This is a genomic window from Streptomyces sp. NPDC032126 (assembly GCF_055580085.1).
The window spans coordinates 136,500-163,185 of sequence record NZ_JBVIMA010000009.1 but is presented as its reverse complement, the minus strand read 5'-3'; the positions used below and the strand labels follow the sequence as shown (position 1 = coordinate 163,185).

At 70.0% G+C, this 26,686-nt stretch carries 17 protein-coding genes; 9 read left to right on the top strand and 8 right to left on the bottom strand.

Annotated features, from left to right (window positions below):
• Window positions 1-25: 25 nt before the first annotated feature.
• Window positions 26-3,538 (bottom strand): FG-GAP-like repeat-containing protein, encoded by a 3,513-nt coding sequence (locus tag ACZ5NW_RS30090; RefSeq protein WP_468747109.1) that lies wholly within the window; start codon window positions 3,536-3,538, stop codon window positions 26-28.
• A gap of 526 nt (window positions 3,539-4,064) precedes the next feature.
• Between ACZ5NW_RS30090 and ACZ5NW_RS30085 the strand changes: the two genes are divergently transcribed.
• The gene (locus ACZ5NW_RS30085) at window positions 4,065-11,714 is read left to right on the top strand and encodes a polymorphic toxin-type HINT domain-containing protein (RefSeq protein ID WP_468747108.1); all 7,650 of its coding nucleotides are present in this window, start codon (window positions 4,065-4,067) and stop codon (window positions 11,712-11,714) included.
• Between the two features lie 58 nt (window positions 11,715-11,772).
• Here the strand turns inward: ACZ5NW_RS30085 and ACZ5NW_RS30080 are convergent, their stop codons facing one another.
• The gene (locus ACZ5NW_RS30080) at window positions 11,773-12,399 is read right to left on the bottom strand and encodes a hypothetical protein (protein ID WP_468747107.1); all 627 of its coding nucleotides are present in this window, start codon (window positions 12,397-12,399) and stop codon (window positions 11,773-11,775) included.
• A gap of 51 nt (window positions 12,400-12,450) precedes the next feature.
• Here ACZ5NW_RS30080 and ACZ5NW_RS30075 point away from each other — a divergent pair, with 51 nt between their 5' ends.
• Window positions 12,451-13,107: a hypothetical protein gene (locus tag ACZ5NW_RS30075; RefSeq protein WP_468747106.1), complete on the top strand. Its 657-nt coding sequence runs from the start codon at window positions 12,451-12,453 to the stop codon at window positions 13,105-13,107.
• Between the two features lies 1 nt (window position 13,108).
• Here ACZ5NW_RS30075 and ACZ5NW_RS30070 read toward each other — a convergent pair whose 3' ends face one another.
• Together ACZ5NW_RS30070 and ACZ5NW_RS30065 are read right to left on the bottom strand one after the other, a co-directional pair.
• A complete protein-coding gene (locus ACZ5NW_RS30070) occupies window positions 13,109-13,450 on the bottom strand; it encodes a hypothetical protein (RefSeq protein ID WP_468747105.1) in 342 nt (113 codons plus the stop codon).
• A gap of 25 nt (window positions 13,451-13,475) precedes the next feature.
• Entirely contained in the window at window positions 13,476-15,179 is a 1,704-nt protein-coding gene (locus tag ACZ5NW_RS30065) for a sodium:solute symporter family protein (protein ID WP_468747104.1), read from the bottom strand.
• Window positions 15,180-15,307: 128 nt separating this feature from the next.
• On the opposite strand from ACZ5NW_RS30065, the gene galT reads away from it, so the two are divergent.
• From galT to galK, 3 genes are read left to right on the top strand one after another with little or no spacing between them, the layout of a single operon-like run.
• Window positions 15,308-16,369: a galactose-1-phosphate uridylyltransferase gene (galT, locus tag ACZ5NW_RS30060; protein ID WP_468747103.1), complete on the top strand. Its 1,062-nt coding sequence runs from the start codon at window positions 15,308-15,310 to the stop codon at window positions 16,367-16,369.
• A complete protein-coding gene (gene galE / locus ACZ5NW_RS30055; RefSeq protein WP_468747102.1) occupies window positions 16,366-17,328 on the top strand; it encodes a UDP-glucose 4-epimerase GalE in 963 nt (320 codons plus the stop codon). Before galT ends, galE begins: the two co-directional genes overlap by 4 nt.
• A gap of 1 nt (window position 17,329) precedes the next feature.
• Window positions 17,330-18,484, top strand: a complete 1,155-nt coding sequence (gene galK, locus ACZ5NW_RS30050) for a galactokinase (RefSeq protein ID WP_468747101.1) — start codon at window positions 17,330-17,332, stop codon at window positions 18,482-18,484.
• On the opposite strand, the gene ACZ5NW_RS30045 is transcribed toward galK, so the two are convergent.
• Window positions 18,426-18,932: a GNAT family N-acetyltransferase gene (locus ACZ5NW_RS30045; RefSeq protein ID WP_468747100.1), complete on the bottom strand. Its 507-nt coding sequence runs from the start codon at window positions 18,930-18,932 to the stop codon at window positions 18,426-18,428. The two genes, galK and ACZ5NW_RS30045, sit on opposite strands and share 59 nt — an antisense overlap.
• Window positions 18,933-19,192: 260 nt before the next feature.
• Here ACZ5NW_RS30045 and ACZ5NW_RS30040 point away from each other — a divergent pair, with 260 nt between their 5' ends.
• On the top strand, window positions 19,193-19,981 hold the full coding sequence (locus ACZ5NW_RS30040) for a LuxR C-terminal-related transcriptional regulator (protein ID WP_468747099.1): 789 nt from the start codon (window positions 19,193-19,195) through the stop codon (window positions 19,979-19,981).
• A 67-nt stretch (window positions 19,982-20,048) separates the two neighbouring features.
• On the opposite strand, the gene tamR is transcribed toward ACZ5NW_RS30040, so the two are convergent.
• Window positions 20,049-20,546: a MarR family transcriptional regulator TamR gene (gene tamR / locus ACZ5NW_RS30035; RefSeq protein ID WP_468747098.1), complete on the bottom strand. Its 498-nt coding sequence runs from the start codon at window positions 20,544-20,546 to the stop codon at window positions 20,049-20,051.
• A gap of 117 nt (window positions 20,547-20,663) precedes the next feature.
• On the opposite strand from tamR, the gene ACZ5NW_RS30030 reads away from it, so the two are divergent.
• Window positions 20,664-21,476 (top strand): trans-aconitate 2-methyltransferase, encoded by an 813-nt coding sequence (locus tag ACZ5NW_RS30030; RefSeq protein WP_468747097.1) that lies wholly within the window; start codon window positions 20,664-20,666, stop codon window positions 21,474-21,476.
• Window positions 21,476-21,850, top strand: a complete 375-nt coding sequence (locus ACZ5NW_RS30025) for a VOC family protein (protein ID WP_468747096.1) — start codon at window positions 21,476-21,478, stop codon at window positions 21,848-21,850. Before ACZ5NW_RS30030 ends, ACZ5NW_RS30025 begins: the two co-directional genes overlap by 1 nt.
• Here ACZ5NW_RS30025 and ACZ5NW_RS30020 read toward each other — a convergent pair.
• Window positions 21,847-22,524, bottom strand: coding sequence for a TetR family transcriptional regulator (locus ACZ5NW_RS30020; protein WP_468747095.1), 678 nt, complete (start codon window positions 22,522-22,524; stop codon window positions 21,847-21,849). The two genes, ACZ5NW_RS30025 and ACZ5NW_RS30020, sit on opposite strands and share 4 nt — an antisense overlap.
• Window positions 22,521-23,531, bottom strand: a complete 1,011-nt coding sequence (locus ACZ5NW_RS30015; RefSeq protein ID WP_468747094.1) for an acyl-CoA desaturase — start codon at window positions 23,529-23,531, stop codon at window positions 22,521-22,523. Before ACZ5NW_RS30015 ends, ACZ5NW_RS30020 begins: the two co-directional genes overlap by 4 nt.
• Before the next feature lie 290 nt (window positions 23,532-23,821).
• On the opposite strand from ACZ5NW_RS30015, the gene ppc reads away from it, so the two are divergent.
• Window positions 23,822-26,554, top strand: coding sequence for a phosphoenolpyruvate carboxylase (gene ppc / locus ACZ5NW_RS30010; protein WP_468747093.1), 2,733 nt, complete (start codon window positions 23,822-23,824; stop codon window positions 26,552-26,554).
• Window positions 26,555-26,686: the final 132 nt, after the last annotated feature.

Genomic DNA, 26,686 nt, shown 5'->3' with positions numbered 1-26,686 from the left:
TGTGTCCCGGACGTCACCGGGGACCTCAGCCGAGCAGCAGCTTCGTGGTCTTCCACTCGCTGTCCGAGCTGATCACCGGGGTGCCCGTGCCGAGGACCGACGCGCCGCCCTTGTAGAACCAGATCGCGCCGTCGGACTTCAGCGCCCACAGGTCGGGGATGCCGTCCTTGTTGACATCGGCCGTGCCCCGCACATGGGTGATCGGCGTGTTCGTCGCGTCCCAGCCCTCGGCGTAGACCTCGTCCGCTCCGGTCTTGGAGCCGGCGGCCGTCGACAGGGAGGCGATGGTCGAGCCGGTCCCCGCGCTGTCCTTGATGCCGTGGCGCAGGTACAGGCGGTTGGAGGAGAGCGAGCGCCACAGCAGGTCGGGCGCTCCGTCCGCGTCGTGGTCGCCGACCGAGACGAGGTCGCGGTCCGCCCACGCCGTGGAGGAGATCTTGGTGAGGGTCAGGAAGGTCCCGCCGGTGTAGCCCTCGAAGGCCCACAGCTCGCCGCCGGTGGCGGTGGCGAACAGGTCGGGGCGGCCGTCCAGGTCGTAGTCGCCCACGATGATCTGGTCGAACGTCGCCGGGTCGGGCGCGCCGGCCGGCATCCGCAGGGCCAGCCGCTGGGAGATGTCGACGCTGCCGTAGCCGTCGCCGGGGTAGACGTAGAGCTTGCCGTCGGGCATCCGGGCGAACACGTCGCCGACCCCGTCCGCGCCGATGACGTCGCCGCCGTGCGCGATCAGCGCGGGCTTGCCGTCGGCGCCCATCCAGTAGCCGGGCTTGTAGAGATCGCCCTTTCCGTCCGGCTCGGAGAGCAGGCCGATGCCGTGGTCGTGGGCCGCGGCGAGCGAGACGTGCAGGTCGCCCTGGTCGGTGGACGGGTACATCCACAGGTTGCCGCCCGAGCTGATGGCGAGCAGGTCCGGGATGGTGTCGCCGGTCATGTCGCCCGGCTTGTCGGCGCTGTCGCGCGGGGTGACGTAGAAGAGGTACTTCGCGCCGAGCGACGGGTTGCCCGCGCTGTCCTTGGCCCGCACGTACAGCACGTTGGGGCCGGCCATCGGCGGGGACAGCGACACGCTGGTGGAGGCGCCGGCGGTGACGTTCTTGCCGCCGTCCGCGAACGTCGTCGTGTTGAAGGACCACTCGAAGCGGGTGACGTCGGTGTCCTCGTCCGGCGCGAACGTGAAGCTGCCGGAGGTGCCGAACTTCACCGTGGACCAGACCGACCCGTCGTCGTCGGCCGGGGGGAAGACGGTCGACGTCACGATGGGCTCGTTGGGCTTGCCGCTGTCGAAGATGAACCGGCACACGTACGGGTCACTGGTCGGCGCGTACGCCGAGGCGGCCCCGCTGGAGTCGATCGCGCGCACCCGCCAGGAGTACGTCCAGCCGTTGGTGAACTTGTCCTTGGTGACGGTGGCGGACGCCTTGCCCGTGCTGGTCACCGCGACGTTCTTGTCGAGGATCTTGTGGTCGCCGTCGCCGGTGTGCCACAGCTCGAAGTCCAGGTACTGCAGGTCCTGCCGGGTGCTGGTGTCGTCCGGGTCGGAGGACGCGGCCGAGAGGACCACGTCGCGCTTGCCGACGTGGATGTACGGCGATGTCTTGTCGCAGACGCTGCCGGGCGTCTGGAGCACCGAACTCGGCGTCTTCGGCTTGCGGTTGTAGACCAGGGTCAGCTTGGGCGCGGACTCGCCCTCCGCGGTGAACTTCTTCCAGGAGTACGCGGAGTCCTCGGTGGAGGCCTGCAGTCCGATGGTCATCGAGTACCAGCCGCCGTCGGCCGCGTCCTGGGCCACCGACTTGGCGTCGTACGCCTCGTAGGCGTCCGGGCAGGACGAGTTGTAGCCGTGCGCGAAGGACTTGGTGCCGATGCGGGTCTTCCAGTCCGGCTGGTTGTTCCAGGTGGTCTTGGAGGAGATGCTCCCGGTCAGCCACATCTGCATCTCGCGGTCGGAGCACGACCAGGAGTACGACTCGCGCACCTTGATGGACGCCGAGGAGACGTGCGCGCCCTTGATGTTGGTGGACCAGCCGAGCCGGAAGAAGGAGCGGGACAGGCCCCAGGTCGTCGACTCGAAGCCGACGCGGGCCTCGGTGGTGCCGGTGTTGTAGTTGGCGCCGTCGTAGAAGCTGGAGCTCGGGTACTTCTTGTACGCGGTGGTCCAGTTCTTGGTCTTGCCGTAGATCGTGGGGTCGATGAAGACCGGGTAGACCGTGCTGTCGTCGGTCAGCAGCTTGGTGTCCGGGACGATCGACAGGGCCGTGGACGCGGCGCCGGGGGCGCTGAGCGAGGCGCCGGCGACGGCCAGATGGCTGCCGCGGTCGGCGCCGGCGAGGCCGGGCAGCGCGAGGACCTGGCTGTCGCTCAGGGCCGCGCTCCGGTAGGACGCCTCGCGGTACACGGCGCCGCCGGTGCGGCTCGTGCGCCTGCGGTAGGCGGCCGGGTCGACGGTCGGTGCCGCGGTGTCCTCCACCTCGACGCCGGAGTCGTCCTCGGCGCCGGGCCGTTCGGCCGACGGCTTCGGGGACGGCTCCGCGCTCGGCGCGGCGGTGTCCGCGCCGTCGCCCGTCACGGGCTTCTCCGCGGGGACCGGCGCGCCCGGCTCCTCGGAGTAGGGGGGCGCGGGCTCGGCGGGCTCCTCGGCGGGCTCCGGGTCGGCGCCCTCGGTGGTCGCGTACGTGCCCGCGGAGTCCCACATGTACGGCGTGGGGGACACGGCGATCTCGTTGCCGTCGCGGTCGACGCCCGAGACGACCTTGGTGACCGGGTCCAGGTTGAACGTCAGGTCGGGGGAGGAGATGCCGTAGCTCAGCTTCGCCAGCGCGGGGTCGGCGGCGGCCGCGGCGCTGTGCACGATCAGCACATGGCTGAAGCCGCTCGCCTGCGCCGTCAGCAGCAGGTCGACGCCGTCGAGGACGTTGCGGTACAGGGCACTTGAGTCGCTGATCGTCGGCGCGGGCAGCGTGCCCGGCCAACTCAGCGTGACTTCGTGCCCGTTGCTGGTCATCCTCGCCAACTCGGTGTAGCCGGCGGTCTCGTCGGCGGCCTGGAGGGCGCGGGCGTCACGGCTCACGGTGAACACGGCCGGCTTCACGGACGTGCTGCCGTCGCTCCTGGACGGGCCCTTGGCGCCGCCCGCCGAGAACACCACGGGATCCACGGCCGCCTTGGCCGCCCACCCGTCCTCGGTCCGGGCCAGCCGCGTGTCGATCGGCCGCCAGGCGCCGCCGACCTTCGTGCGGACGGGCGCGCCGGAGGCGACCAGTTCGAAGCTGCCGTCGGGGCGGGCGTACGTGGTGGACGTCTCGTCGCGCAGCGCGGTCACCTCGACGCGCTTGCCGGTGGAGACGGCCCGCGCCTGGGCGGTGTCCTGGTCGAGCGGGCCGGCCGCGGACTTCTTGGTCCGGGGGGAGCCGGAGGGGGAGTCCGGGCCGTCGAGCAGCGGTACGGCGAGCAGGCCGAGGCCGAGCGCACCGGCGACCGCGGCGGCCACCCCCGCTCGACCTCGCCCGGATCCGGGCAGGCCGAAGCGACGACGTTCCATGGGTTTAGGTCCCCTCCCCCTGAAATCCCGGAATTCCCCGGAATTCTATGAGCTCCTTGGCCGCGTCCCGGGCGCGCGCGTGCGGCACCGGGGAAAGCGAGCACAGAGCATGACCGATGCCGAGAGATTGCGCCACATCGGCCATTCGCCTTTGCCTTTCCGTGACCTGGGCAAGGGAGCGGGGCGGCTCCCTCGCTCGTCTTACAAGGTGAGCTGACCTGGCACTTCGCTTCCCGGGCACCTGGTGCGAAACGGTCACATTTTGCCCATAGTTGGCGGACGGTTAAGCTCCGTTTGCGGTGATCTTGGCTGAAAAAAATGCCTCCGAAATCATTTGAGTGAGCTGCGGGAATTCGTTCCGTGAGCCAAATCACTTGTATTGACTTTCTGTGAATGCGTGCCCCAGCATTCGAGCTCTCAATTGACAGAACTGTGTGCGGGGGCTGCCGCTGTGTGGGGATCGCTGTCTTGGAGCGGCAGACGGGAACGCGTGCTGACGCGTGCCGAGCGCCGCAGACGGACACGGATGCAAGCCGGAGTGATCGGCGCGCTCGCCGTGGCGCTGGTGGTGGGTGTCGCGCCCACCGCGTCGGCGCTGCCGCCGGGCGACGACCGCAGTGGCGTCGACCTGGTCGACCTGCCCGCCTCCCCCGACGCCAAGGGCGAGGACGGCGGCGCGCTCGCCGACCTGACGACCAGTGACGCCGACCCGCCCGCCGAGTACGACCCGAGCAAGGTCGCCGCCCCCGTGGGCGGCACCGTGACCGAGAACATCAGCGGTCTGACGCCGGGCCAGATGGTGCCGGTCAGCGAGAACGGCACCAGCCTGCCCGTCGAGGTCGGCGCCCCCACGGACGCCACGGCGACCGAGGCGTCCGCCCTGAACGGCTCCTGGAAGGTCTCCGTCGCGAGCCAGACGGAACTCGCCGCCACCACCATCGAGGGCGTGGCCCTCACGGTCACCCCGCCCGCCACCGCCACCGGTGACGCGGTCGTCGCCCTCGACTACTCGGACTTCTCCGAGCTGTACGGCGCCAACTGGGCGGACCGGCTGTCCTTCGTGCAGTACCCGGCGTGCTTCCTGACCACCCCGGACACCGCGGGCTGCTCGGAGCCGACCGAGGTCACCACGGACAACGTGGTCGAGCAGACCGGCACGGACACCAACGGCAACCCGGTCTACGAGCGCAAGATCCTCGCGACCGTCGACGCCGCCGCCCTCGCGTCCGGCGGTTCCACCACCACGCCGGCGTCCAGCACGGACAAGGGCGTCATCAACGACGGCGTCTACCGCCCGTCCAAGACGCGGTCCGGCACCCGCCTCGCGTCCCTCGCGGCGGCCGCCTCCGGCTCCGGCTCCTCGGTCCTCCTCGCCACCGACTCCGGCTCCGGCTCGAAGGGCGACTTCGGAGCGTCTCCGCTGGTCAGCGCCGGTTCGTGGAGCGCGGGCGGCAACTCGGGCGCGTTCACGTACTCGTACGCCCTGCAGACCCCGAGCGTGCCCGGCGGCCCCTCGCCGTCGGTGGCGTTCAGCTACAACTCGCAGATCGTCGACGGCCGTACGTCCGCGTCCAACAACCAGCCGTCCTGGATCGGCGACGGCTGGGAGTACAACGCCGGGTCGATCACGCGCACGTACAAGACGTGCCGTGACGACATGACGAACGGCAACAACACCAAGAAGACCAGCGACCTCTGCTTCGGCTCGTGGAACGCGACCCTCACCCTCGGCGGCAGCACCACCGAGCTGGTGCTGCCGACCAACGCGAACCCGTACGGCAGCAACTGGGTCACCGCCAACGGCGACGGCTCGCGCGTCGAGCTGCTGAAGAACACCGCCCTCGGCAACGGCGACCAGGACGGCGAGTACTGGCGCGTCACCACCCGCGACGGCACCCAGTACTACTTCGGCAAGCACAAGCTGTCCGACACCTGGGCGACCGGCGACCCGGTCACCAACTCCGTGTTCACCGTGCCCGTCGCGAGCAACCAGAGCGGCGAACCCTGCTACAAGGCGGGTGACTTCGCGGGTTCCTTCTGCAACGAGGCCTGGCGCTGGAACCTGGACTACGTCGTCGACACCGACGGCAACGCGATGACGCTGTACTGGGAGAAGGAGACCAACCACTACGCGAAGAACCAGGTCTACAAGACGCCGGTCGCCTACGACCGCGGCGGCTACCTCAAGCGCATCGAGTACGGCCTGACCTCCGCCAACCCCTACGCCGCACCCATCTCCAAGGTCACCTTCGACGTCGACGAGCGCTGCTTCAAGGAAGGCGAGATCGCCTGCACCTCCGAGGGCGACACGAACGACAACTTCGCCTCCGGCGACTTCGCGAAGAACCGCATCTGGTACGACACCCCCGCCGACCTGTACTGCGCGGCCGGCAAGGAGTGCTACGTCCCCGTCCCCACCTTCTGGTCCCGCAAGCGCCTCGCGCAGGTGACCACCTGGACGCAGCGCACCCGCGGCTCCACCGCGCTGTCCAAGCTGGACAGCTGGACGCTGGGCCAGTCGCTGCCCGCCGACCTCACCGACGAGGGCACCGCCCTGTGGCTGGAGTCGATCACCCGCACCGGCTACGCCGTCGACGGTGAGCCCCAGACGCTCAACCCGGTGCAGTTCCTCGCCAACAGCGTCTCGATGCCCAACCGCGTCAAGCGCGGCTCCTCCGACCCCAACCCGGTCTTCGACCGGCTGCGCATCCAGCGGGTCGTCAGCGAGTACGGCGGCGAGACCCTCGTCACCTACGAGGACCCGTCGGACGACTGCAAGGTCAACGGGGCCTTCCCCAAGCCCGAGAACAACACGGGCCTGTGCTTCCCGGCGTACTGGAACGCGGATCCGGACGTCGAGGAGATCGACTGGTTCTACAAGTACCGGGTCGCCTCCGTCCAGGAGCAGCCGGCCCTGTCCGGCGTCGACCCGGTCACCACCGAGTACAAGTACCTCGACGGCGCCGCCTGGGCGCTGAACCAGGCCGAGTTCTCCAAGAAGAAGACCCGCACCTACGACCAGTGGCGCGGCTACGCGCGCGTGCAGACGATCACCGGCGCGGACTCCGCCACCCCGTACATGTCCACCCAGAAGGGGATGACGGAGACCCGGTACTTCCGGGGCATGGACGGTGATCCGCTGCCGGGCGGGGGGACGCGGTCGGTCACGACGACCGACTCTACCGGCGCGCCGGTCGCCGACGACGATGAGCAGTACGCGGGCCGGGTCGCCGAGACGCTCACGTACACGAAGAACGGCGGCGACCTGCTGACCCGGACCGTCGACTACCCGTCGTCCACGGTCCTGGCCACCCGCACCCGCGGCGGCGGCATCCCGGACCTGAAGGCCTACCGCGTCCTGGACGACCACAGCATCTCCGTCACGCGATCCTCCGGCACGGGCGACGACACCCGCACCTGGCGCACGCTCAAGACGGTCAATACCTACGAGAGCACCTACGGCCTGCTCACCCAGGTCGAGACGCAGGGCGACACCGGTGTGACCGGCGACGAGTCGTGCACCGTCATGTCGTACGTCCACAACACGGCCAAGTGGCTCATCGGCCTGCCCGCGCAGACCCTGACCACGGCCGGCACCTGCGCCCACGCCCCCTCGGCGACCGCCGCCGAGTGGATCGACGGCTCCCGCGTCGGCTACGACAACGCCACCACGTACAGCGACACCGCCGTCCCGTCCTCCCCCAACGCCACCATCACCTGGGCCCCCACGGGCACGGGCGGCGGCTGGGTGAAGGACGGTGAGATCGGCTACGACGGGTACGGGCGTACCACGTGGACCAAGGACGCCAAGGGCAACACGAGCACCACGACCTATGTCCCGGACAAGGGCCAGGTCTACGAGATCACCACGACCAACCCCAAGCAGCAGAGCGAGACCACCGTGGTCGAGCCCGGCCGCGGGGTGGCGCTGACCGACAGCGACGTCAACGCACGTACGACGACGTACACCTACGACTCGCTCGGCCGCACCACCCAGATGTGGGCCCCGACCCGGTCGACGTCGCAGACGCCGTCGATGAAGGTCACGTACGACACGACCATCGGCCAGCCCGTCTCGATCACCACTGAATCGCTGAACGACGAGGGCGAGTACGAGCCTTCCACGGTCATCTACGACGGCCTCGGCCGGGAACGCCAGAAGCAGGAGCCCGCGGTCGGCGGTGGCCGCCTGATCACCGACATCCTGTACAGCGCCAACGGCACCATCAAGCAGACCAACAACGCGTACTACGACAAGGGCGAGCCGAGCTCCCAGCTCTTCGAACTGGCCTCGGACTTCCAGGTGCCGAACGCGACGCTCTACGCGTACGACGGCCTGGGCCGCACCCTCACGGAGACCCCGTACCTCAACGGCACCGAGGTCCCGACGAAGGCCACCCGCAACGAGTACGGCTACGACTACTCGACGGTGATCGAGCCGAACGGCGGCGCCGCCCAGCGCACCTGGTCCGACGCCATGGGCCGCACGGTCCGTGTCGACACGTTCACCGACGCGTTGCGCGCCGCGTACCGCTCGACCACGTACAAGTACGACGCGCGCGGCAACCAGATGGAGGCCAAGGACAACCAGGGCAACGTCTGGAGCTGGGAGTACGACGCCCGCGGTCGGCAGACCAAGGCGGTCGACCCGGACGCCGGCACGACCACGACCACCTATGACGTCCTGGACCGTCCCGAGCTGGTCACCAACGAGTCCGCGGCCGTCTACACGGTCTACGACGCGCTGTCCCGGGCGACCGAGCAGCGTCTCGGTTCCGCCACGGGCAAGCTGTTGACCCAGACGGTGTACGACACGCTGATCGGCGGTGTGGGCCTCCCGACCTCGCAAACCCGCTACACCGACGACCTTCCGTACACCACGGCGGTGACCGGCTACACGGCCGACTACCAGCCGACCGGTCAGAAGATCAGCATCCCCGCATCGGTGGCGCAGTCCTACGGCCTGATGGCGGACTACACCTACAGCTTCGAGTACTCGAACTCGGGCAAGATGGAGGCGGTCAACCTGCCGTCGGTGGGCACCCTGCCCGCCGAGCGACTGGTCATCCGCTACAACGAGGACGGCCTGCCGGTCTCCACCTCGGGCCTGTCCTGGTACACCTCGCAGACCTCGTACTCGCCGTACGGCCAGGTGCTGCGTACCGTCAACGGCGAGAACCCCAACCGGGTGTGGACGACGAACCTGTTCGACGAGGCGACGGGCGAGCTGACCCGCAGCATCGTCGACCGTGAGTCGACCAGCGACACGACGGCCGTCACCGGCCACCGCGTCAACTCCCGCACCTACGCCTACGACCCGGCCGGCAACGTCACGTCGATCGCGGACGCCGTCGACTCGACGACCGACCGCCAGTGCTTCACGTACGACGCGCTGGGCCAGCTGACCGAGGCGTGGACCGCCCCGACGTCCTGCACGGCGACGGGCAAGACCACGCCCGCCCCGAAGTACTCGGACGGCACGACCAACGTCACGGCGGCGAACAGCGGTTACTGGCAGACCTACGACTACGACGCGCTCGGCAACCGCAAGAAGCTGACCGAGCACGACCCGGGCCTGAACACCGCCAAGGACGCCACCACCGACTACGCGTACGGGAAGGCGGACGGCACCCAGCCGCACACGCTGACCGGTATGACGTCGACGTTCACCGCGGACTCCGGCGCCCGTGTCACGAAGACGACGGCGCTGACGTACGACAAGGCGGGCAACACCCAGACCCGCGCGTACGACGGCTCGGAGCAGGCGCTGACCTGGACCTGGGACGGCCAGGTCGAGACGGTCACCGGCTTCGGCGAGAACGGCTCGGGCGCGTGGCTGGGCCTGGCGAACAAGTGCCTTGACCTGGCCGGCGGTTCGACGACGGCGGGGACGGCACTCCAGCTGTACACCTGCAACGGCTCCCGTGCGCAGAAGCTTCGCATCGACTCGGCGTCGTCCACGGACCCGTCGACCGGTGCGTTGAAGATCCTGGGCAAGTGCGTCGCCCCGAAGGACAACGGCACGGCGAACGGCACCCTGGTGGTCCTCGCCGACTGCAACGGCTCGGAGGCGCAGAAGTGGACGGCGACGTCCACCAACACGCTGAAGAACGTCACCTCCGGCAAGTGCCTGGACGTGCCGAGCTCCAACTCGACCGACGGCACCGACCTCCAGCTGTACACCTGCAACAGCACGACCGCGCAGACCTGGGCGCCCGACAAGGCGACCAAGTACATCTACGGCGGTGACGGCAGCCGCCTGATGGCGATCTCGGCGACCGAACGCACGCTGTACCTGGGCGAGTCGACGATCTCCGTGAACGCGGCCGGCGGCCCGGCCTACACCGAGCGCTACTACTCGCAGCAGGGCGCCCCGACGGTCATGCGTCACGCGCAGGGCTCGGGGACGGCGGAGCTGTCGGTCCAGGTGGCCGACCAGAACGGCACGGCGTACGTCAACGTCGCGCTGACGTCGGGCAACAAGGTCAAGTTCGAGAAGACCGACCCGTTCGGCGCGAAGCGCGCGCAGTCGTCGACATGGCGCTCCCACCAGGGTTATGTGGGCGGCGACGAGGACGCCGGCAGCGGCCTGGTGCACCTCGGCGCGCGGGAGTACGACCCGAACACGGGCCGCTTCCTCTCCCCGGACCCGGTGCTGGACCTCGCCGACCCCGTCCAGATGAACGGGTACGTGTACTGCGAGAACAACCCGGTCACCTTCGCCGACCCCACCGGCCTGGCGTCGGACGGCGGCTCCTCGGACTTCGGCGGTCCCTCGGCGTCCGCCGAGGCGTGGGCGAACAAGATGCTCCACTCCTCGCTGGCGTCCGTGATCCTCTCGGTCGGCTGGGCCGCGCTGAAGGAGTTCGTCGGCTGGGACGACGTCATGGGCTGCTTCTCCCGGGGCGACCTGTGGGCCTGCGGAAGCCTGTTCATCGGAGCCATTCCGTGGACCAAGGTCATGAAGATCCCCTCCGTGGCGAAGGCGGCGTACCGCATCGCCAAGGCCGTCAGCGCGTGGCTGAAGGCGAAGGAGAAGGCCCGCAAGATCATCGAGCTGGCCAAGAAGGCCCGTGAGCTGGCGCGCAAGGCGAGAGAACTCAAGCGCAAGGCCGCCGAGAGGGCGGCGCAGCTGAGGAAGAAGGCCAAGGAGGCGCTGACCCGGCAGCGGAAGAAGGCTGCGCAGAAGATCGGCAACACGGTCCAGAAGGCGAAGGCCAAGGCTGCCAGGAAGGCGGAGCCCAAGCCTCGGCAGGCCAAGGCGAAGGACGAATCCTCCGGAGGCGGCGGCAAGGGCAAGAGCGAGGGCGACGGCGGCGGCGGCGGAGACGGCGGCCAGTGCAACAGCTTCCTGCCCGGCACCAAGGTCTTGATGGCCGACGGCACCGCGAAGCCGATCGAGGACGTCAAGAACGGTGACAAGGTCCTGGCCACTGACCCGGAGACCGGCGAGACCGCCGTGGAGACGGTGACGGCCGAGATCACGGGCAAGGGCGTCAAGCATCTGGTCAAGGTCACGATCGCCACCGGCAAGGACAAGACCGCCCAGGTGACGGCCACCGACGGACACCCGTTCTGGGTTCCGCAGTTGGGCAAGTGGATCGATGCCACCGACCTGCGGACGGGTGAATGGCTGCGCACCGGCGCGGGCACCCTCGTCCAGGTCACGGCAATCGAGCGGTGGACCGCGTCCGGCGCGACGGTCCACAACCTCACCGTCAGCGACCTGCACACGTACTACGTGCTCGCCGGGGCCACCTCGGTCCTCGTCCACAACTCGGGAAGCTGCCCGACCGATGAGGCCGGCCTTGCTGCGGCGAACCGGGCGTCGAGCCAGTTCGAACGGCCTGGCAAGATGAGCGGCGCCCTGTGGTCGGAGGACGAGGGCTGGCAGGCCCTCAGCACCGGCAACCGCAACATCCACCCGGCCGTGGCGACGAGCCCCGCACCGGGAACGGTGAACGGCTACGAGCACCACCTGGAAGCCCAGGCCGCGGCGCTCATGCGTAAGTTCGAGGTCCAGGAAGCGAACCTGTACATCAGCGGCGACTACATCTGCGGCGCCTGCTCGAGTTCACTGGCGGACATGTTGCCGAAGGACGCGACACTGACAGTGATATTCAGGGACAAGAAGGGCATTGTTCAGAGAATCCCATTCGTTGGGAATGCACTCTGAAGTAAATCCGTGATGGGGGCCGGACCTGCGGTGGACATGGGTCCGGCCCCTCATCGGTTCAGCGAGGCCTTCTCCATCTCGCCTCGGAAACGGCGTCGAGATAGGTGAGCCGGGACGGGACGGGACTGGCCACCTGCACCTGTGAGAATCCGTCGCCGGTCGCGATCACATCGGCCACCAACGCGTCACCCATGAACAGTCGGTAGCCGACAGAGGGCCAACGCCACGCGCCGAACGCCACCTCTTCCAAAGGGGCAAGGATGTCGTCCAGCAGCCGGTCTTCCACGTCGAACGCGCGGTACAGCGCCGCGGCGGTGAAGACCGCCTCGTTCACAGCGCTGTGCGTGAGGACCTCACGCAGGTTCTCCGTGCCGCGCTCCGGCTCCTCGTCGAACTCTCCGTCGCATACGATGTCCGGGTTTTCGGGATCGAAGGACCAGCACCAGTCGCCGGTGGCATCCGTCATGAAGACCGCCTTTCCGTCGACCACCTCGATTTCGGTCGGCGGAATCATGACTTTCACGGCCGTGAGCGGGGCCGCCCATTGCGCAGCCAGTACATGCCATTCCTGCAGAGGATCCGGAAGCCAGGCACAAGAATCCGGCAGGGGACGTGCCGCGAAGTCCGGGGGGCCGTACCAGGTACGCAGGAAGTCAGGCAAATGAAGGGCGGCGGGATTGATCATCCGAACATTGTGTCACGCGGGCCCATGGGTGTTTTGGGAGGAGACCGGTATATGAGGGGTGTACACGCTGGTGCACTGGCGGTGCTGGCCATGGCCGCACTGTCCGCGTGCGACGTGGCGAGCGGCGGCGGCGCCGGTGGTACCGACGGTCTGCTCAAGCCGACCGCCGGGCCGGGCGCCACCGCCCTCCCCGGCGGCGTCGCCAAGGCGGCGCTCGCCGGGACGGAGGCCAAGGGCTTCACGGTGACCGCCGCCGACGAGCCGGTCGGGCAGCGGGACGTCAGCGTCGCGAAGGACCCCTGCCTCCCGGCCGCCTACGCCCTGTCCGGCACGGTGATCGGCAAGCCCGCGACCACCGTCGTCCGGCAGGCGAACGGCGACAGTGCCGTGGTCGACGTGGTCCTCGCGCAGTACGCGGGCGGGCAGGCCCAGTCCGCGATGGACGCGCTCGCGACCGCCGTCCAGGAGTGCGCGGACGGGTTCACGGCGACCGTCTCCGGTGAGGAGCGGTCCTTCGGGAAGGTCGCCCCGCAGCTCGCCCCCGAGGGCGCGGACCAGGCGATGGGCCTGGGCGCGGTCGTCGAGCGGGCCGGGAAGAAGACGCCCGTGAAGGTGGTCGTCCTGCGCAAGGGCGACGCCGTCGCCTACCTCAGCGGCGCCTCCGTGCCGTCCGCCGTGATCGACGCCCAGCTGGCCAAGCTGAACTGAGCTACTCCTCGTCCGGCTCCGCCGTCGGCAGCGGCGGCGCCGGCGGAGGAGCCGGACGCAGCTTCAGCCACACCAGGAAGAACACCCCCAGGGCCAGCATGCCCAGCCCCGTCCAGAGGTTGATGTTCACGCCCTCGGCCTTGTCGATCGTCTCGTCGCTGTCGGTCAGACCCGTGATCATGAGGATCACGCCGTACAGGACGAACAGGCAGCCGATGATGCGGCGCAGGTCGAAGATGCGGGCCGCCGTCGCCGACTTCCCCTCCAGTTCGGTGACCTCGCGCTGGACCTCCTCCTCCGAGTAGTGGCGCGGCTCGCGACGCCGGGGTTCGTGCTCGGACATGTCTGTCTCCTCGTCGTCGAAGGCCTCAGAACGAGAACGGGATGTAGCAGGCGGCGGCCAGGATCACCGCGCCCCACCCCAGCAGCGCCGGCCGCCGGTACCACGCGTCGTCCCCAGCGGCCGGCGGCTCGGCCATGCCGGGCGACCGCGTGCCGTAGACCAGGCCCTGGAGTTCCTCCGCCGGCTTCGGGGCGGTGAACAGGGAGACCGCCACCATCACCACCGCGCCGGCCACGAAGCCGGCGATCGCCGACACGAAGTTGGCGCCCTGGTCGGAGGGGAGGGAGATGACGTCCTTCTTGTAGAGGACGAAGTAGTTGATCATCGCGGCGGTGGTGCCGGCCAGCAGACCCCAGAAGCCGGACTTCACGGACGCCCGCCGCCAGAACATGCCGACGATGAAGACGACGAACATCGGCACGTTGAAGAAGCTGAACAGGGTCTGCAGATAGCTCATGATGTTCGAGAACGACGAGGCGAGGAACGCCGTGCCGATCGACGCCAGCACGCCGATCGCGGTGATCAGCCGGCCGAAGCGCACGTAGTAGGCGTCCTCGCGGCCCGTCACCACGTACTTCCCCCAGATGTCGTTGGTGAACACCGTGTTGAAGGACGACACATTGGCCGCCATGCCCGCCATGAAGGCGGCGAGCAGACCGGTCACGGCGATGCCCAGCACGCCGTTGGGCAGCAGCCCCTCCATGAGGTACGGGATGGCGTCGTTGTACTGGTAGCCGGACTCCTCGGTGCCGAAGCCGGGGACCAGGGCCGCTGCCGCCAGGCCCGGGATCATCACCAGGAAGACGATGAAGACCTTGGGGTAGGCCGCGATCAGCGGGGTGCGCTGGGCCGCCGACAGGTTCTTCGCCGACAGGGCGCGCTGGACCTCCGCGAAGTTCGTCGTCCAGTAGCCGAAGGAGAGCACGAAGCCGAGGCCCAGGACGATCGTCAGCCAGTTGGCGCCGAGCGGGTTGTCGCTGCCGATGCCGGTGCCGCCCCAGGCGGTGACGAAGTCGTCGCCGTGGCTCGCGGTCAGCTTGTCGGACAGTCCGTCCCAGCCGCCCACCTTCTTCAGGCTCAGCACCACGATCGGGATGAGGGCGGCGAGGATCACGAAGAACTGGAGCACCTCGTTGTAGATCGCCGAGGAGAGCCCGCCGAGCGTGATGTACGCGAGGACGAAGAAGCCGGCGACCACGATCGCCACCCACTGCGGCCAGCCCAGCAGCGCCTCCACGACGATCGCGAGCGCGTACAGGTTCACCCCGGCGATGAGGATCGCCGCGAAGGCGAAGAGCAGCGAGCTCAGCAGGTGCGCGCTCCGGTCGAAGCGCAGCAGCAGGAACTCGGGGACCGAGCGGACCTTGCTGCCGTAGTAGAAGGGCATCATCACCAGGCCCAGGAAGACCATGGCCGGGATGGCGCCGATCCAGTACCAGTGCACGGTGTACGCGCCGTACTGCGCGCTGTTGGCGGCCATGCCGAGGATCTCGGTGGCGGCCAGGTTCGCCGAGATGAAGGCGAGACCGGTGATCCAGGCGGGCAGGGAGCGCCCGGAGAGGAAGAAGTCGAGGCTGGTCCGCACCGATCTGCGGGCGGCGAAGCCGATGCCCAGGACGACGGCGAAGTAGATGGCGAGGATCGTGTAGTCGAGCGCGTTCGTGGGGAGGCGCAGCTCGGCCGCCAGGGACGGCGCGTCCAGGTGGACCGGGTCTGTGGGGGTCTGCATCCGTCAGCTCACCTTGTCTGGTGGTCTTTGTTTGGTTGTGGGGGTTTCTTCGCGCGCGCGCTTATGTTTCTATGTGTTCGGTTCTGTTTGAAGTCAGTGGCGTTCTTACTTGGCAATGGAGAGTCGCGGTGAAGAAGACCTCGACGCGCTTGGCCGACGGTCGTGAGCTCATCTACTACGACCTGCGCGACGACGCGGTACGCGACGCGGTCGACCGGCGTCCGCTGGAGCCCACCGTCACCACGTCGGAGGTACGCAGGGATCCGCTGCTCGGCGACGCCGTCGCGGTCGCCTCGCACCGGCAGGGCCGCACCTACCACCCGCCGGCCGACGAATGCCCCCTGTGCCCGTCCCAGGGCGACCGGCTGAGCGAGATCCCGGATTCGTCGTACGACGTCGTGGTGTTCGAGAACCGCTTCCCCTCGCTGGCCGGCGACTCCGGCCGCTGCGAGGTGGTCTGCTTCACCTCCGACCACAACGCGTCCTTCGCCGACCTCACCGAGGAACACGCGCGCCTGGTGCTCGATGCGTGGACCGACCGCACGTCCGAACTGTCCCATCTGCCCTCCGTTGAACAGGTGTTCCCCTTCGAGAACCGGGGCGCCGAGATCGGTGTGACCCTCGGTCACCCGCACGGGCAGATCTACGCGTACCCCTTCACCACGCCGCGCACCGCCCTGATGCTGCGTCAACTGGCCGCGCACAAGGACGCCACCGGCGGAGAGAACCTGTTCGATGCCGTCCTGGAGCGGGAACTCGCCGACGAGCGGGTCGTCCTGGAGGGTGAACACTGGGTGGCCTTCGTGCCGTACGCCGCGCACTGGCCCTACGAGGTCCACCTCTACCCGAAGCGTCGCGTCCCCGACCTGCTCGGCCTCGACGAGGACGCGCGCACAGAGTTCCCCCAGGTCTATCTGGAACTCTTGAGGCGCTTCGACCGGATCTTCGGCGAGAGTGAGCCCCCGACGCCGTACATCGCCGCCTGGCACCAGGCGCCGTTCGGCCAGCTGGAGGAGTTCGACGGCGTCAACCGCGACGACTTCGCGCTCCATCTGGAGCTTTTCACCATCCGCCGCACCTCCGGCAAGCTGAAGTTCCTCGCGGGTTCCGAGTCCGGCATGAGCGTGTTCATCAACGACGTGCCGCCGGAGCGCGCGGCCGAGCGACTGCGAGAGGTGACGACTTCATGAAGTACCTGGTGACGGGCGGCGCGGGGTATATCGGCAGCGTCGTGGCCCAGCACCTGCTGGAGGCGGGCCACGAGGTCACGGTCCTCGACAACCTCTCCACCGGCTTCCGCGAGGGCGTCCCGGCCGGCGCCGCCTTCGTCGAGGGCGACATCCGCGACGCCGCCAAGTGGCTCGACGCCTCCTACGACGCGGTCCTGCACTTCGCCGCGTCCTCCCAGGTCGGCGAGTCGGTGGTGAAGCCGGAGAAGTACTGGGACAACAACGTCGGCGGCACCATGGCCCTGCTCGGCGCCATGCGCGAGGCGGGCGTGCGCAGGCTCGTCTTCTCCTCCACGGCCGCCACCTACGGCGAGCCCGACGAGGTCCCCATCGTCGAGACGGCCCGCACGCAGCCCACCAGCCCCTACGGCGCCTCCAAGCTCGCCGTCGACCACATGATCACCGGCGAGGCGACCGCCCACGGCCTGGCCGCGGTCTCCCTGCGCTACTTCAACGTGGCCGGCGCGTACGGCGCGTACGGCGAGCGCCACCAGCCCGAGTCGCACCTGATCCCCCTGGTCCTCCAGGTCGCCCAGGGCCGCCGGGACGCCATCTCCGTCTACGGCGACGACTACCCGACCCCCGACGGCACCTGCGTACGCGACTACATCCACGTCGCGGACCTGGCCGAGGCCCATCTGCTGGCCGTCGCGGCCGCCACCCCCGGCGAGCACCTGATCTGCAACCTCGGCAACGGCGAGGGCTTCTCCGTCCGCCAGGTCGTCGAGGCCGTCCGCCAGGTCACCGGCCACCCGATCCCCGAGGTCGTGGCGCCCCGCCGCGGCGGCGACCCCGCCGTCCTGGTCGCCTCGGCGGCCGCCGCCCGCGAGAAGCTGGGCTGGCACCCGTCCCGCTCGGACCTCGCGGGTATCGTCGCGGACGCCTGGGAGTTCGCGCAGAAGATCGCAAGGGAGAGCTGAGTTGGCGGCACAGCGAGTACGGGACGGCTTCGCCGGTCTCTACGGGGCCGAACCCGAGGGCGTCTGGGCCGCGCCCGGCCGCGTCAACCTCATCGGTGAGCACACCGACTACAACGACGGCTTCGTGATGCCCTTCGCGCTGCCGCACACCGCGACCGCCGCGGTCTCCCGCCGCACCGACGGCGTACTGCGCCTGCACTCGACGGACATCGAGGGCGGGGTCGTGGAGCTGCGGCTGGACGACCTGACCCCCGGCGCGGACAAGAACTGGACGGCGTACCCGGCGGGTGTCGTCTGGGCGCTGCGCGAGGCCGGCCACCCGGTGACCGGCGCCGACATCCACCTGTCGTCGACGGTCCCGACGGGCGCCGGCCTGTCCTCGTCGGCGGCCCTGGAGGTCGTGGTCGCCCTCGCCCTGAACGACCTGTTCGACCTGGGCCTCCAGCGCTGGCAGCTGGCCCGCCTGTGCCAGCGCGCCGAGAACGTCTACGTCGGCGCGCCCACCGGCATCATGGACCAGACCGCGTCCGCCTGCTGCCAGGAGGGCCACGCGCTCTTCCTCGACACCCGCGACCTCTCCCAGAAGCAGATCCCCTTCGACCTCGCCGCCGAGGGACTGCGCCTGCTCGTCGTCGACACCCAGGTCAAGCACTCCCACAGCGAGGGCGAGTACGGCAAGCGCCGCGCCGGCTGCGAGAAGGGCGCCGCCCTGCTCGGCGTCGACGCCCTGCGGGACATCCCCTACGGCGAGCTCGACGCGGCCCTGGCCCGCCTGGGCGACGACGAGGAGGTACGCCGTCTGGTGCGGCACGTCGTCACCGAGGACGAGCGCGTCGAACGCATCATCTCGCTGCTGGAGTCGGGGGAGACCCGCGCGATCGGCCCGGTCCTCGTCGAGGGCCACGCCTCGCTGCGCGACGACTTCCGCATCTCCTGCCCCGAGTTGGACCTGGTGGTGGACACCGCGCTGTCCGCCGGCGCGCTGGGCGCCCGGATGACCGGCGGTGGCTTCGGCGGCTCGGCGATCGTCCTGGCGGAGGCCACCGACGTCGAGACGATCACCAAGGCGGTGGAGGAGGCGTTCGCGACGGCGGCGTTCACGGCCCCGCGCGTCTTCGAGGCGGTCCCGGCAGCGGGGGCGCGGCGGCTGGACTGAGCCGCTTCGTCAGCAGGTACTCGGTGATCCCCGGCGGATAGTCGGGGATCACGCATCTCACCTCGTAGCCCTGCTTGGTGTAGAACTCCGGCGCCTGGAAGTCCCATGTCTCCAGGCGCGCGGCGTGGCAGGCGCGCTCCTCGCGCGCGATGCGCTCCGCGCGGGACAGCAGACGGGCGCCCAGGCCCCGGCCCCGGTGGTGCTCGGCCACCCACAGATAGGTGACGTGCAGCCAGGTCGTCCAGGTGTGGCCGACCAGCCCGCCCGCGAGGTCCCCCGTCTCGTCCAGGGCCCACACATGGAGCGGGGACTCGTGCTCGGCCGGGGTGCCGCGCAGCGCGCGCAGTACCGGGGAGGCCGCCGTGTCGGCGTCACGGAGCCGGGAACGCAGCAGATCGCGTCTGGCTCTGTCGACTTCTGTCTCAAGACGAAACATGCGCCTCACCATAAACGCGACGGATGGGCAGTTCTGTAAATTGCCTTCCCCTCCGGTCCTCCAGCCCTACCCTGTGAACAGCACCGGTGGGGGCCGGTGCTGATCAGGGGGCGAGACAAGTCGGGTACGGCGCCCGCGGTGGGGGTAGCGATGACAGCACGGCGGCGGCCGTGCGGTTCACGCCATCCCCGGGCGCCGTATCCGCGCCGGTCGCCGTTCTCCGGACCTGGGGTATCCCCTGCTCCCACGAGGAGCTCGGGGAAGGGGGTTTCGTGGTTCGCATCCGAGTCCTGGTCGTCGACGACCACCGTATCTTCGCCGAGTCGCTCGCCGCGGCACTGGCCGCCGAGCCCGACGTCGACGTCGCCGCGGCCGGCAGTGGCCCGGCGGCCCTGCGCAGCCTGGAGCGCGCGGCCGCCGAGGGGCGCCGCTTCGACGTCCTGCTGGTCGACGCCGACCTGGGCGGCACGGTCCTGGGCGGCACCGTCCCGGGCCTGAGGCCCGCCGTGCCGGTGCAGGAGGCCGCGGAGGACGGGCTCGTCGACGGGATATCGCTCGTCGCCGGGGTCCGCACCGCCCAGCCGCAGGTCCGTGTCGTCGTCCTCGCCGAGAAGGACGACCCGCGCCGCGCGGCGCTCGCCCTGCAGGCCGGTGCGTCCGGGTGGGTGGCGAAGGACTGCTCCCTGTCGCGCCTGCTCACCGTCATACGAGGGGTGCTGCGCGAGGAGACCCATCTGCCGCCCGCCCTGCTCACCGGTGTCCTGCGGGAACTGACCGCGGCCCGCAAGCACCGCACCGAGAGCGAGCGGCTCGTGGAGTCCCTCACCCCGCGCGAGCGGGAGGTGCTGCGCTGCATGGTCGCGGGCCTGGGGCGCAAGGCCGTCGCCGAGCGGCTCTTCCTCTCCCCGCACACCGTGCGCACCCATATGCAGAACGTCCTCGGGAAGCTGGGCGTCCACTCCACCCTGGCCGCCGTCGCCCTCGCCCGCCGGGCCGGCGTCGGACCGGTCGACCTGGGACCGGCCGGCCGCCTCGGACCACGGGAGAGCAACAGCGCCTGAACGGGCGCCCCGCGTCGGCCCGGCGGTCGGTTCAGGGGTCGGTTCAGGGAGCGGGCGAACGGCCGTGTCAGCCCGGGATGTTGTCGAAGGGTGCCGTCAACTGCCGCAGCAGGGCGGCCAGTTCGCCGCGCTGGGCGTGGGAGAGCTCGGCGAGGATCGCCCGCTCCTGGGCGAGCAGACCCGCGAGCGACTGGTCCGCGCGGTCGCGCCCCTCGTCGGTGAGCCGGACCAGCACACCGCGCCGGTCACTGGGGTCCGGCAGTCGCTCCACCAGACCCTTCTTCGTGAGCCGGTCGATGCGGTTCGTCATCGTGCCCGACGTGACCAGAGTCTGTGTCAGCAGCTGGCCGGGGGAGAGCTGATAGGGCGCGCCGGCCCGCCGCAGCGCGGTCAGCACGTCGAACTCCCAGGGCTCCAGCTGATGTTCGGAGAACGCCAGCCGCCGTGCCCGGTCCAGATGCCGGGCCAGCCGGCTCACCCGGCTGAGCACCTCAAGCGGCTCCACGTCGAGGTCCGGGCGTTCCCGGCGCCACGCGGAGACCAGCCGATCGACCTCGTCCTCCATGCGATCAGTGTAGTGGTTGTGTCGATGTGAAGTCTCTTGAGTTCAAGTCTCTCCATAGTGAATCCCTCGACATCAAGTCTCTTGACATCAAGATATATGGGGCGGGAGAGTGGAGCCATGACGATGCCCACCTGGGATCCCGCCCAGTACCTGCGCCACGCCGGCCACCGCGCCCGGCCCTTCGGCGACCTCCTCGCCCGCATCCCCGAGCTGCCCGGCGACCCGCCCCGCGTCGCCGACCTCGGCTGCGGCCCCGGCAATGTCACCGCGGTCCTCGCCGAGCGCTGGCCCACCGCGCACATCACCGGATACGACAACTCCCAGCCGATGCTCGACCGCGCCCACGTCGACTTCGAGGGCCCCACCCCCGGCGGCGGCCGCCTCGACTTCGCCTACGGCGACCTGCGCACCTGGGCGCCCGGCGAGCCGTACGACCTGATCGTCTCCAACGCCGCCCTGCACTGGATCCCGGGCCACCTCGACGCCCTCGCCACCTGGATCGACGGACTCGCCCCCGGCGGCACCTTCGCCTTCCAGATCCCGAACAACATGGACGCGCCCCTGCACGCCCTGATGCGCGAACTCGCCGCCGGCCCGCGCTGGAAGGACCTCCTCGGCGACGTCCTGCGCCACGAGGACTCCGTGCACACCCCCGAGGTCTACCTCGACCGCCTCGCCCGCCTCGGCTGCGCGACCGACGTGTGGGAGACGACGTACCACCACGTCCTTCAGGGCGAGGACCCGGTGCTCGACTGGGTCAAGGGCACCGGCCTGCGCCCCGCCCTCACCGCGCTCGCCGACGACCCCGAGGCCCGGGACGCCTTCGTCACCGAATACCGGGACCTGCTGCGCGCCGCCTACCCGCCCGCGCCCTACGGCACCGTCCTGCCCTTCCGCCGGCTCTTCGCCGTCGCCCGCAAGGAGGTCTGATGCTCACCGCCGTCGACCACGTCCAGCTCGCGGCGCCACCCGGCTCCGAGAACGCCCTGCGCGCGTACTACACCGAGGTGCTGGGCATGACGGAGATCCCCAAGCCGCCCGTGCTCGCCGCGCGCGGAGGGTGCTGGTTCCGGGCGGCGGCCGTGCAGCTCCACCTGGGCGTCGAAGAGAACTTCCGCCCGGCGAGGAAGGCCCACCCGGGCCTGAGGGTCACCGGCATCGAGGCGTACGCCGCCCGGCTGCTGGCCCGGGGTGCCGCGGTCGCCTGGGACACCGACCTCCCCGGCCACCGCCGCTTCTACTCCGCGGACCCCGTCGGCAACCGCCTGGAGTTCCTGGAACCCATCGCCCAGGACACCGCCTAGGACTTGCGGCGCCCTATCAGGTGCGGCTTCGCCTCCAGGCCGTCCAGGCCGTGCCACGCCAGGTTCACCAGATGCGCCGCCACCTCCGCCTTCTTCGGGCGGCGCACGTCCAGCCACCACTGGCCGGTCAGCGCGACCATCCCCACCAGGGCCTGCGCGTACAGCGGCGCCAGCTTCGGATCGAAGCCGCGGGACTTGAACTCGCGGCCCAGGATGTCCTCCACCTGCGTGGCGATGTCCGAGATCAGCGAGGCGAAGGACCCCGTCGACTGGGGGATGGGGGAGTCACGGACCAGGATGCGGAAACCGTCCGTGTACTCCTCGATGTAGTCGAGGAGCGCGAAGGCCGCCTGCTCGCACAGCTCACGGGGATGCCCGGCCGTCAGCGAACCGGTGACCATGTCCAGCAGGCGCCGCATCTCGCGGTCCACCACCACCGCGTACAGCCCCTCCTTGCCGCCGAAGTGCTCGTACACCACCGGCTTGGAGACCCCGGCCTTCGCCGCGATCTCCTCCACCGAGGTGCCCTCGAAGCCCTTCGCGGCGAACAGGGTGCGACCGATCTCCAGCAACTGCTGGCGGCGCTCCGCACCGGTCATCCGGGTACGGCGGACACGCCGGGGCTTGTCGTTGCTGGGGGTACTGCTGGGATCGGTCGCCACGGCGTCCATCATGCCGCGTCGGCACCCGCCGTCCGCCGCCGGGAGCCGTCCTCACCGGTATTGCGGCGCGAATCGATACGCGAGCGTGACGGCCAGCGCACGTCGTACGCCCAGCCGAGCTTCTCGAACCAGCGGATGAGCCGCGCGGAGGAGTCCAGCTGTCCGCGCATCACCCCGTGCCGCGCCGACGTCGGGTCGGCGTGGTGCAGGTTGTGCCAGGACTCCCCGCAGGACAGCACCGCGAGCCACCACACGTTGCCCGAGCGGTCCCGCGACTTGAACGGCCGCTTGCCCACCGCGTGACAGATCGAGTTGATCGACCATGTCACGTGGTGCAGCAGCGCCACGCGCACCAGCGAGCCCCAGAAGAACGCCGTGAACGCGCCCCACCAGGACATCGTCACCAGCCCGCCGATCAGCGCCGGCAGCAGCAGCGACACGGCCGTCCACAGCACGAACTGCCGGGAGATCGCGCGGATCGCCCCGTCCTTGACCAGGTCCGGCGCGTACTTCTCCTGCGGCGTCTGCTCCTCGTCGAACATCCAGGCGATGTGCGCCCACCACAGCCCCTTCAGCAGGGCCGGGATCGTCTCGCCGTAGCGCCACGGCGAATGCGGGTCGCCCTCCGCGTCGGAGAACTTGTGGTGCTTGCGGTGGTCGGCCACCCAGCGCACCAGGGGCCCCTCGACCGCCATCGACCCCATGATCGCCAGCGCGATCCTCAGGGGCCGCTTCGCCTTGAAGGAACCGTGCGTGAAGTAGCGGTGGAAACCGATCGTGATGCCATGGCAGCCGAGGTAGTAGAAGAAGACCAGCAGGCCGAGATCCAGCCAGCTCACACCCCATCCCCACGCCAGCGGCACGGTCGTCAGCAGCGCGAGGAACGGGACGATGATGAAGAGCAGAAGGGTGATCTGCTCGAGCGAGCGTTTCTGCTCGCCGCCGAGAGTCGCGGAAGACACGGATGCGCTGTCGGTCGCCTCCGGGGCGTCGTCGATCACATCGGAGCTCGTGGTCATGGGCGTCCCCTGTGGGGTCGAGAGTAGAGATGAGTGCCGGGCGGGCGGAACCGACCGTCCTTCCTACGGTTCCGTAACCTACGGCGTCGTAAGTATGGCAGTGCGCAGCCCGGCGGCAAGAGCCCGTGGGACCGCGCGTCCACCCGGCACCTATCCTTGGACTCGGTCGGACAGCGCGGTCCGCTCTGATTCCTTCCCGGATGCCCGTCCCTCAACCGGCACCCGCCGCGCGAGGCTGGAACTCCGGGTTCCCTCCCAGACGAGCTTCACCACTGCAAGGAGCCGCACCTGTGAGCAGTGCCGACGACCAGACCACGACGACCGGCAGTGAGCTGCGCGCCGACATCCGCCGTTTGGGTGACCTTCTCGGAGAGACCCTCGTCCGGCAGGAAGGCCCCGAGCTCCTCGAACTGGTCGAAAAGGTCCGCCGCCTGACCCGCGAGGACGGCGAGGCCGCCGCCGAGCTGCTGCGCGGCATCGAACTCGACACCGCGGCCAAGCTGGTCCGCGCCTTCTCCACCTACTTCCACCTCGCCAACGTCACCGAACAGGTGCACCGCGGCCGCGAGCTGCGCGCCCGCCGCGCCGCCGAGGGCGGCCTCCTCGCCCGCACCGCCGACCGCCTCAAGGACGCCGACCCCGAGCACGTCCGCGAGACGGTCCGCCACCTCAACGTGCGCCCGGTCTTCACGGCGCACCCCACCGAGGCCGCGCGCCGGTCGGTCCTCAACAAGCTCCGGCGCGTCGCCGCGCTCCTGGAGACCCCCGTCATCGAGGCCGACCGCCGCCGCCACGACACCCGGCTGGCCGAGAACATCGACCTGGTCTGGCAGACCGACGAACTGCGCGTTGTGCGCCCCGAGCCCGCCGACGAGGCCCGCAACGCCATCTACTACCTCGACGAGCTGCACGCGAACGCGGTCGGCGACGTCCTGGAGGACCTCACGGCCGAGCTGGAGCGGGTCGGCGTGAAGCTGCCCGACGACACCCGCCCGCTGACCTTCGGCACCTGGATCGGCGGCGACCGCGACGGCAACCCCAACGTCACCCCCCAGGTGACCTGGGACGTCCTCATCCTCCAGCACGAACACGGCATCAACGACGCCCTGGAGATGATCGACGAGCTGCGCGGCTTCCTCTCCAACTCCATCCGCTACACCGGCGCCACCGAGGAGCTCCTGGAGTCCCTCAAGGCCGACCTGGAGAACCTCCCCGAGATCAGCCCCCGCTACAAGCGGCTCAACGCCGAGGAGCCCTACCGGCTCAAGGCGACCTGCATCCGCCAGAAGCTGGAGAACACCAAGCAGCGCCTCGCCAAGGGCATCCCGCACGCCCCCGGCCGCGACTACCTCGGCACCAGTGAGCTGCTCGCCGACCTCACGCTCATCCAGTCCTCCCTGCGCGCCCACCGCGGCGGTCTCTTCGCCGACGGCCGCATGAACCGGACGATCCGCACGCTCGCCGCGTTCGGCCTCCAGCTCGCCACCATGGACGTACGCGAACACGCGGACGCCCACCACCACGCCCTCGGACAGCTCTTCGACCGCCTCGGCGAGGAGTCCTGGCGCTACGCCGACATGCCCCGCGAGTACCGGGCCAAGCTCCTCGCCAAGGAGCTGCGCTCCCGCCGCCCGCTGGCGCCCACCCCGGCGCCCGTCGACGCGGCCGGCGAGAAGACCCTCGGCGTCTTCCAGACCGTCAAGCGGGCCCTTGAGGTCTTCGGCCCCGAGGTCATCGAGTCGTACATCATTTCGATGTGTCAGGGCGCGGACGACGTGTTCGCGGCGGCCGTCCTCGCCCGCGAGGCCGGACTGATCGACCTGCACGCCGGCTGGGCGAAGATCGGCATCGTCCCCCTCCTGGAGACCACCGACGAGCTCAAGGCCGCCGACACGATCCTGGAGGACATGCTCTCCGACCCGTCGTACCGCAGGCTCGTGGCCCTGCGCGGCGACGTCCAGGAGGTCATGCTCGGCTACTCCGACTCCTCCAAGTTCGGCGGCATCACCACCAGCCAGTGGGAGATCCACCGCGCCCAGCGCCGCCTGCGCGACGTGGCCCACCGCTACGGGGTGCGGCTGCGGCTCTTCCACGGCCGCGGCGGCACCGTCGGCCGCGGCGGCGGCCCCTCCCACGACGCGATCCTCGCCCAGCCCTGGGGCACCCTGGAGGGCGAGATCAAGGTCACCGAGCAGGGCGAGGTCATCTCCGACAAGTACCTCATCCCTTCGCTGGCCCGGGAGAACCTGGAACTGACGGTCGCCGCCACCCTCCAGGCGTCCGCCCTGCACACCGCACCCCGCCAGTCCGACGAGGCCCTGGCCCGCTGGGACGCCGCCATGGACGTCGTCAGCGACGCCGCCCACGCCGCCTACCGCCGCCTGGTCGAGGACCCCGACCTGCCGACGTACTTCCTCGCCTCCACCCCGGTGGACCAGCTCGCCGACCTGCACCTGGGCTCCCGGCCCTCCCGCCGCCCCGGCTCCGGCGTCTCCCTCGACGGACTGCGCGCCATCCCCTGGGTGTTCGGCTGGACCCAGTCCCGCCAGATCGTCCCGGGCTGGTTCGGCGTCGGCTCCGGTCTGAAGGCCCTGCGCGAGGCCGGTCTGGACACCGTCCTGGACGAGATGCACGAACAGTGGCACTTCTTCCGCAACTTCATCTCCAACGTCGAGATGACCCTCGCCAAGACCGACCTGCGCATCGCCCAGCACTACGTCGACACCCTCGTGCCGGACGAGCTCAAGCACGTGTTCGACACCATCAAGGCCGAGCACGCGCTCACCGTCGCCGAGGTCCTCAAGGTGACCGGGGAGAGCGAACTCCTCGACGCCCAGCCCGTCCTGCGGCAGACCTTCGGCATCCGCGACGCCTACCTGGACCCCATCTCCTACCTCCAGGTGACCCTGCTCAAGCGCCAGCGCGACGCCGCGGCCGCCGGCGAGGAGCCCGACCCGCTGCTCTCCCGCGCCCTGCTCCTCACGGTCAACGGCGTGGCGGCGGGCCTGCGCAACACCGGCTGACGCACGACCCGACGGGGCGGTGACGCCCCCGTCGGCAAAGGGCGGTGGGGGGGGGGGGGGGGGGGGGGGGGGGGGGGGGGGGGGGGGGGGGGGGGGGGGGGGGGGGGGGGGGGGGGGGGGGAGGGGGGGGAA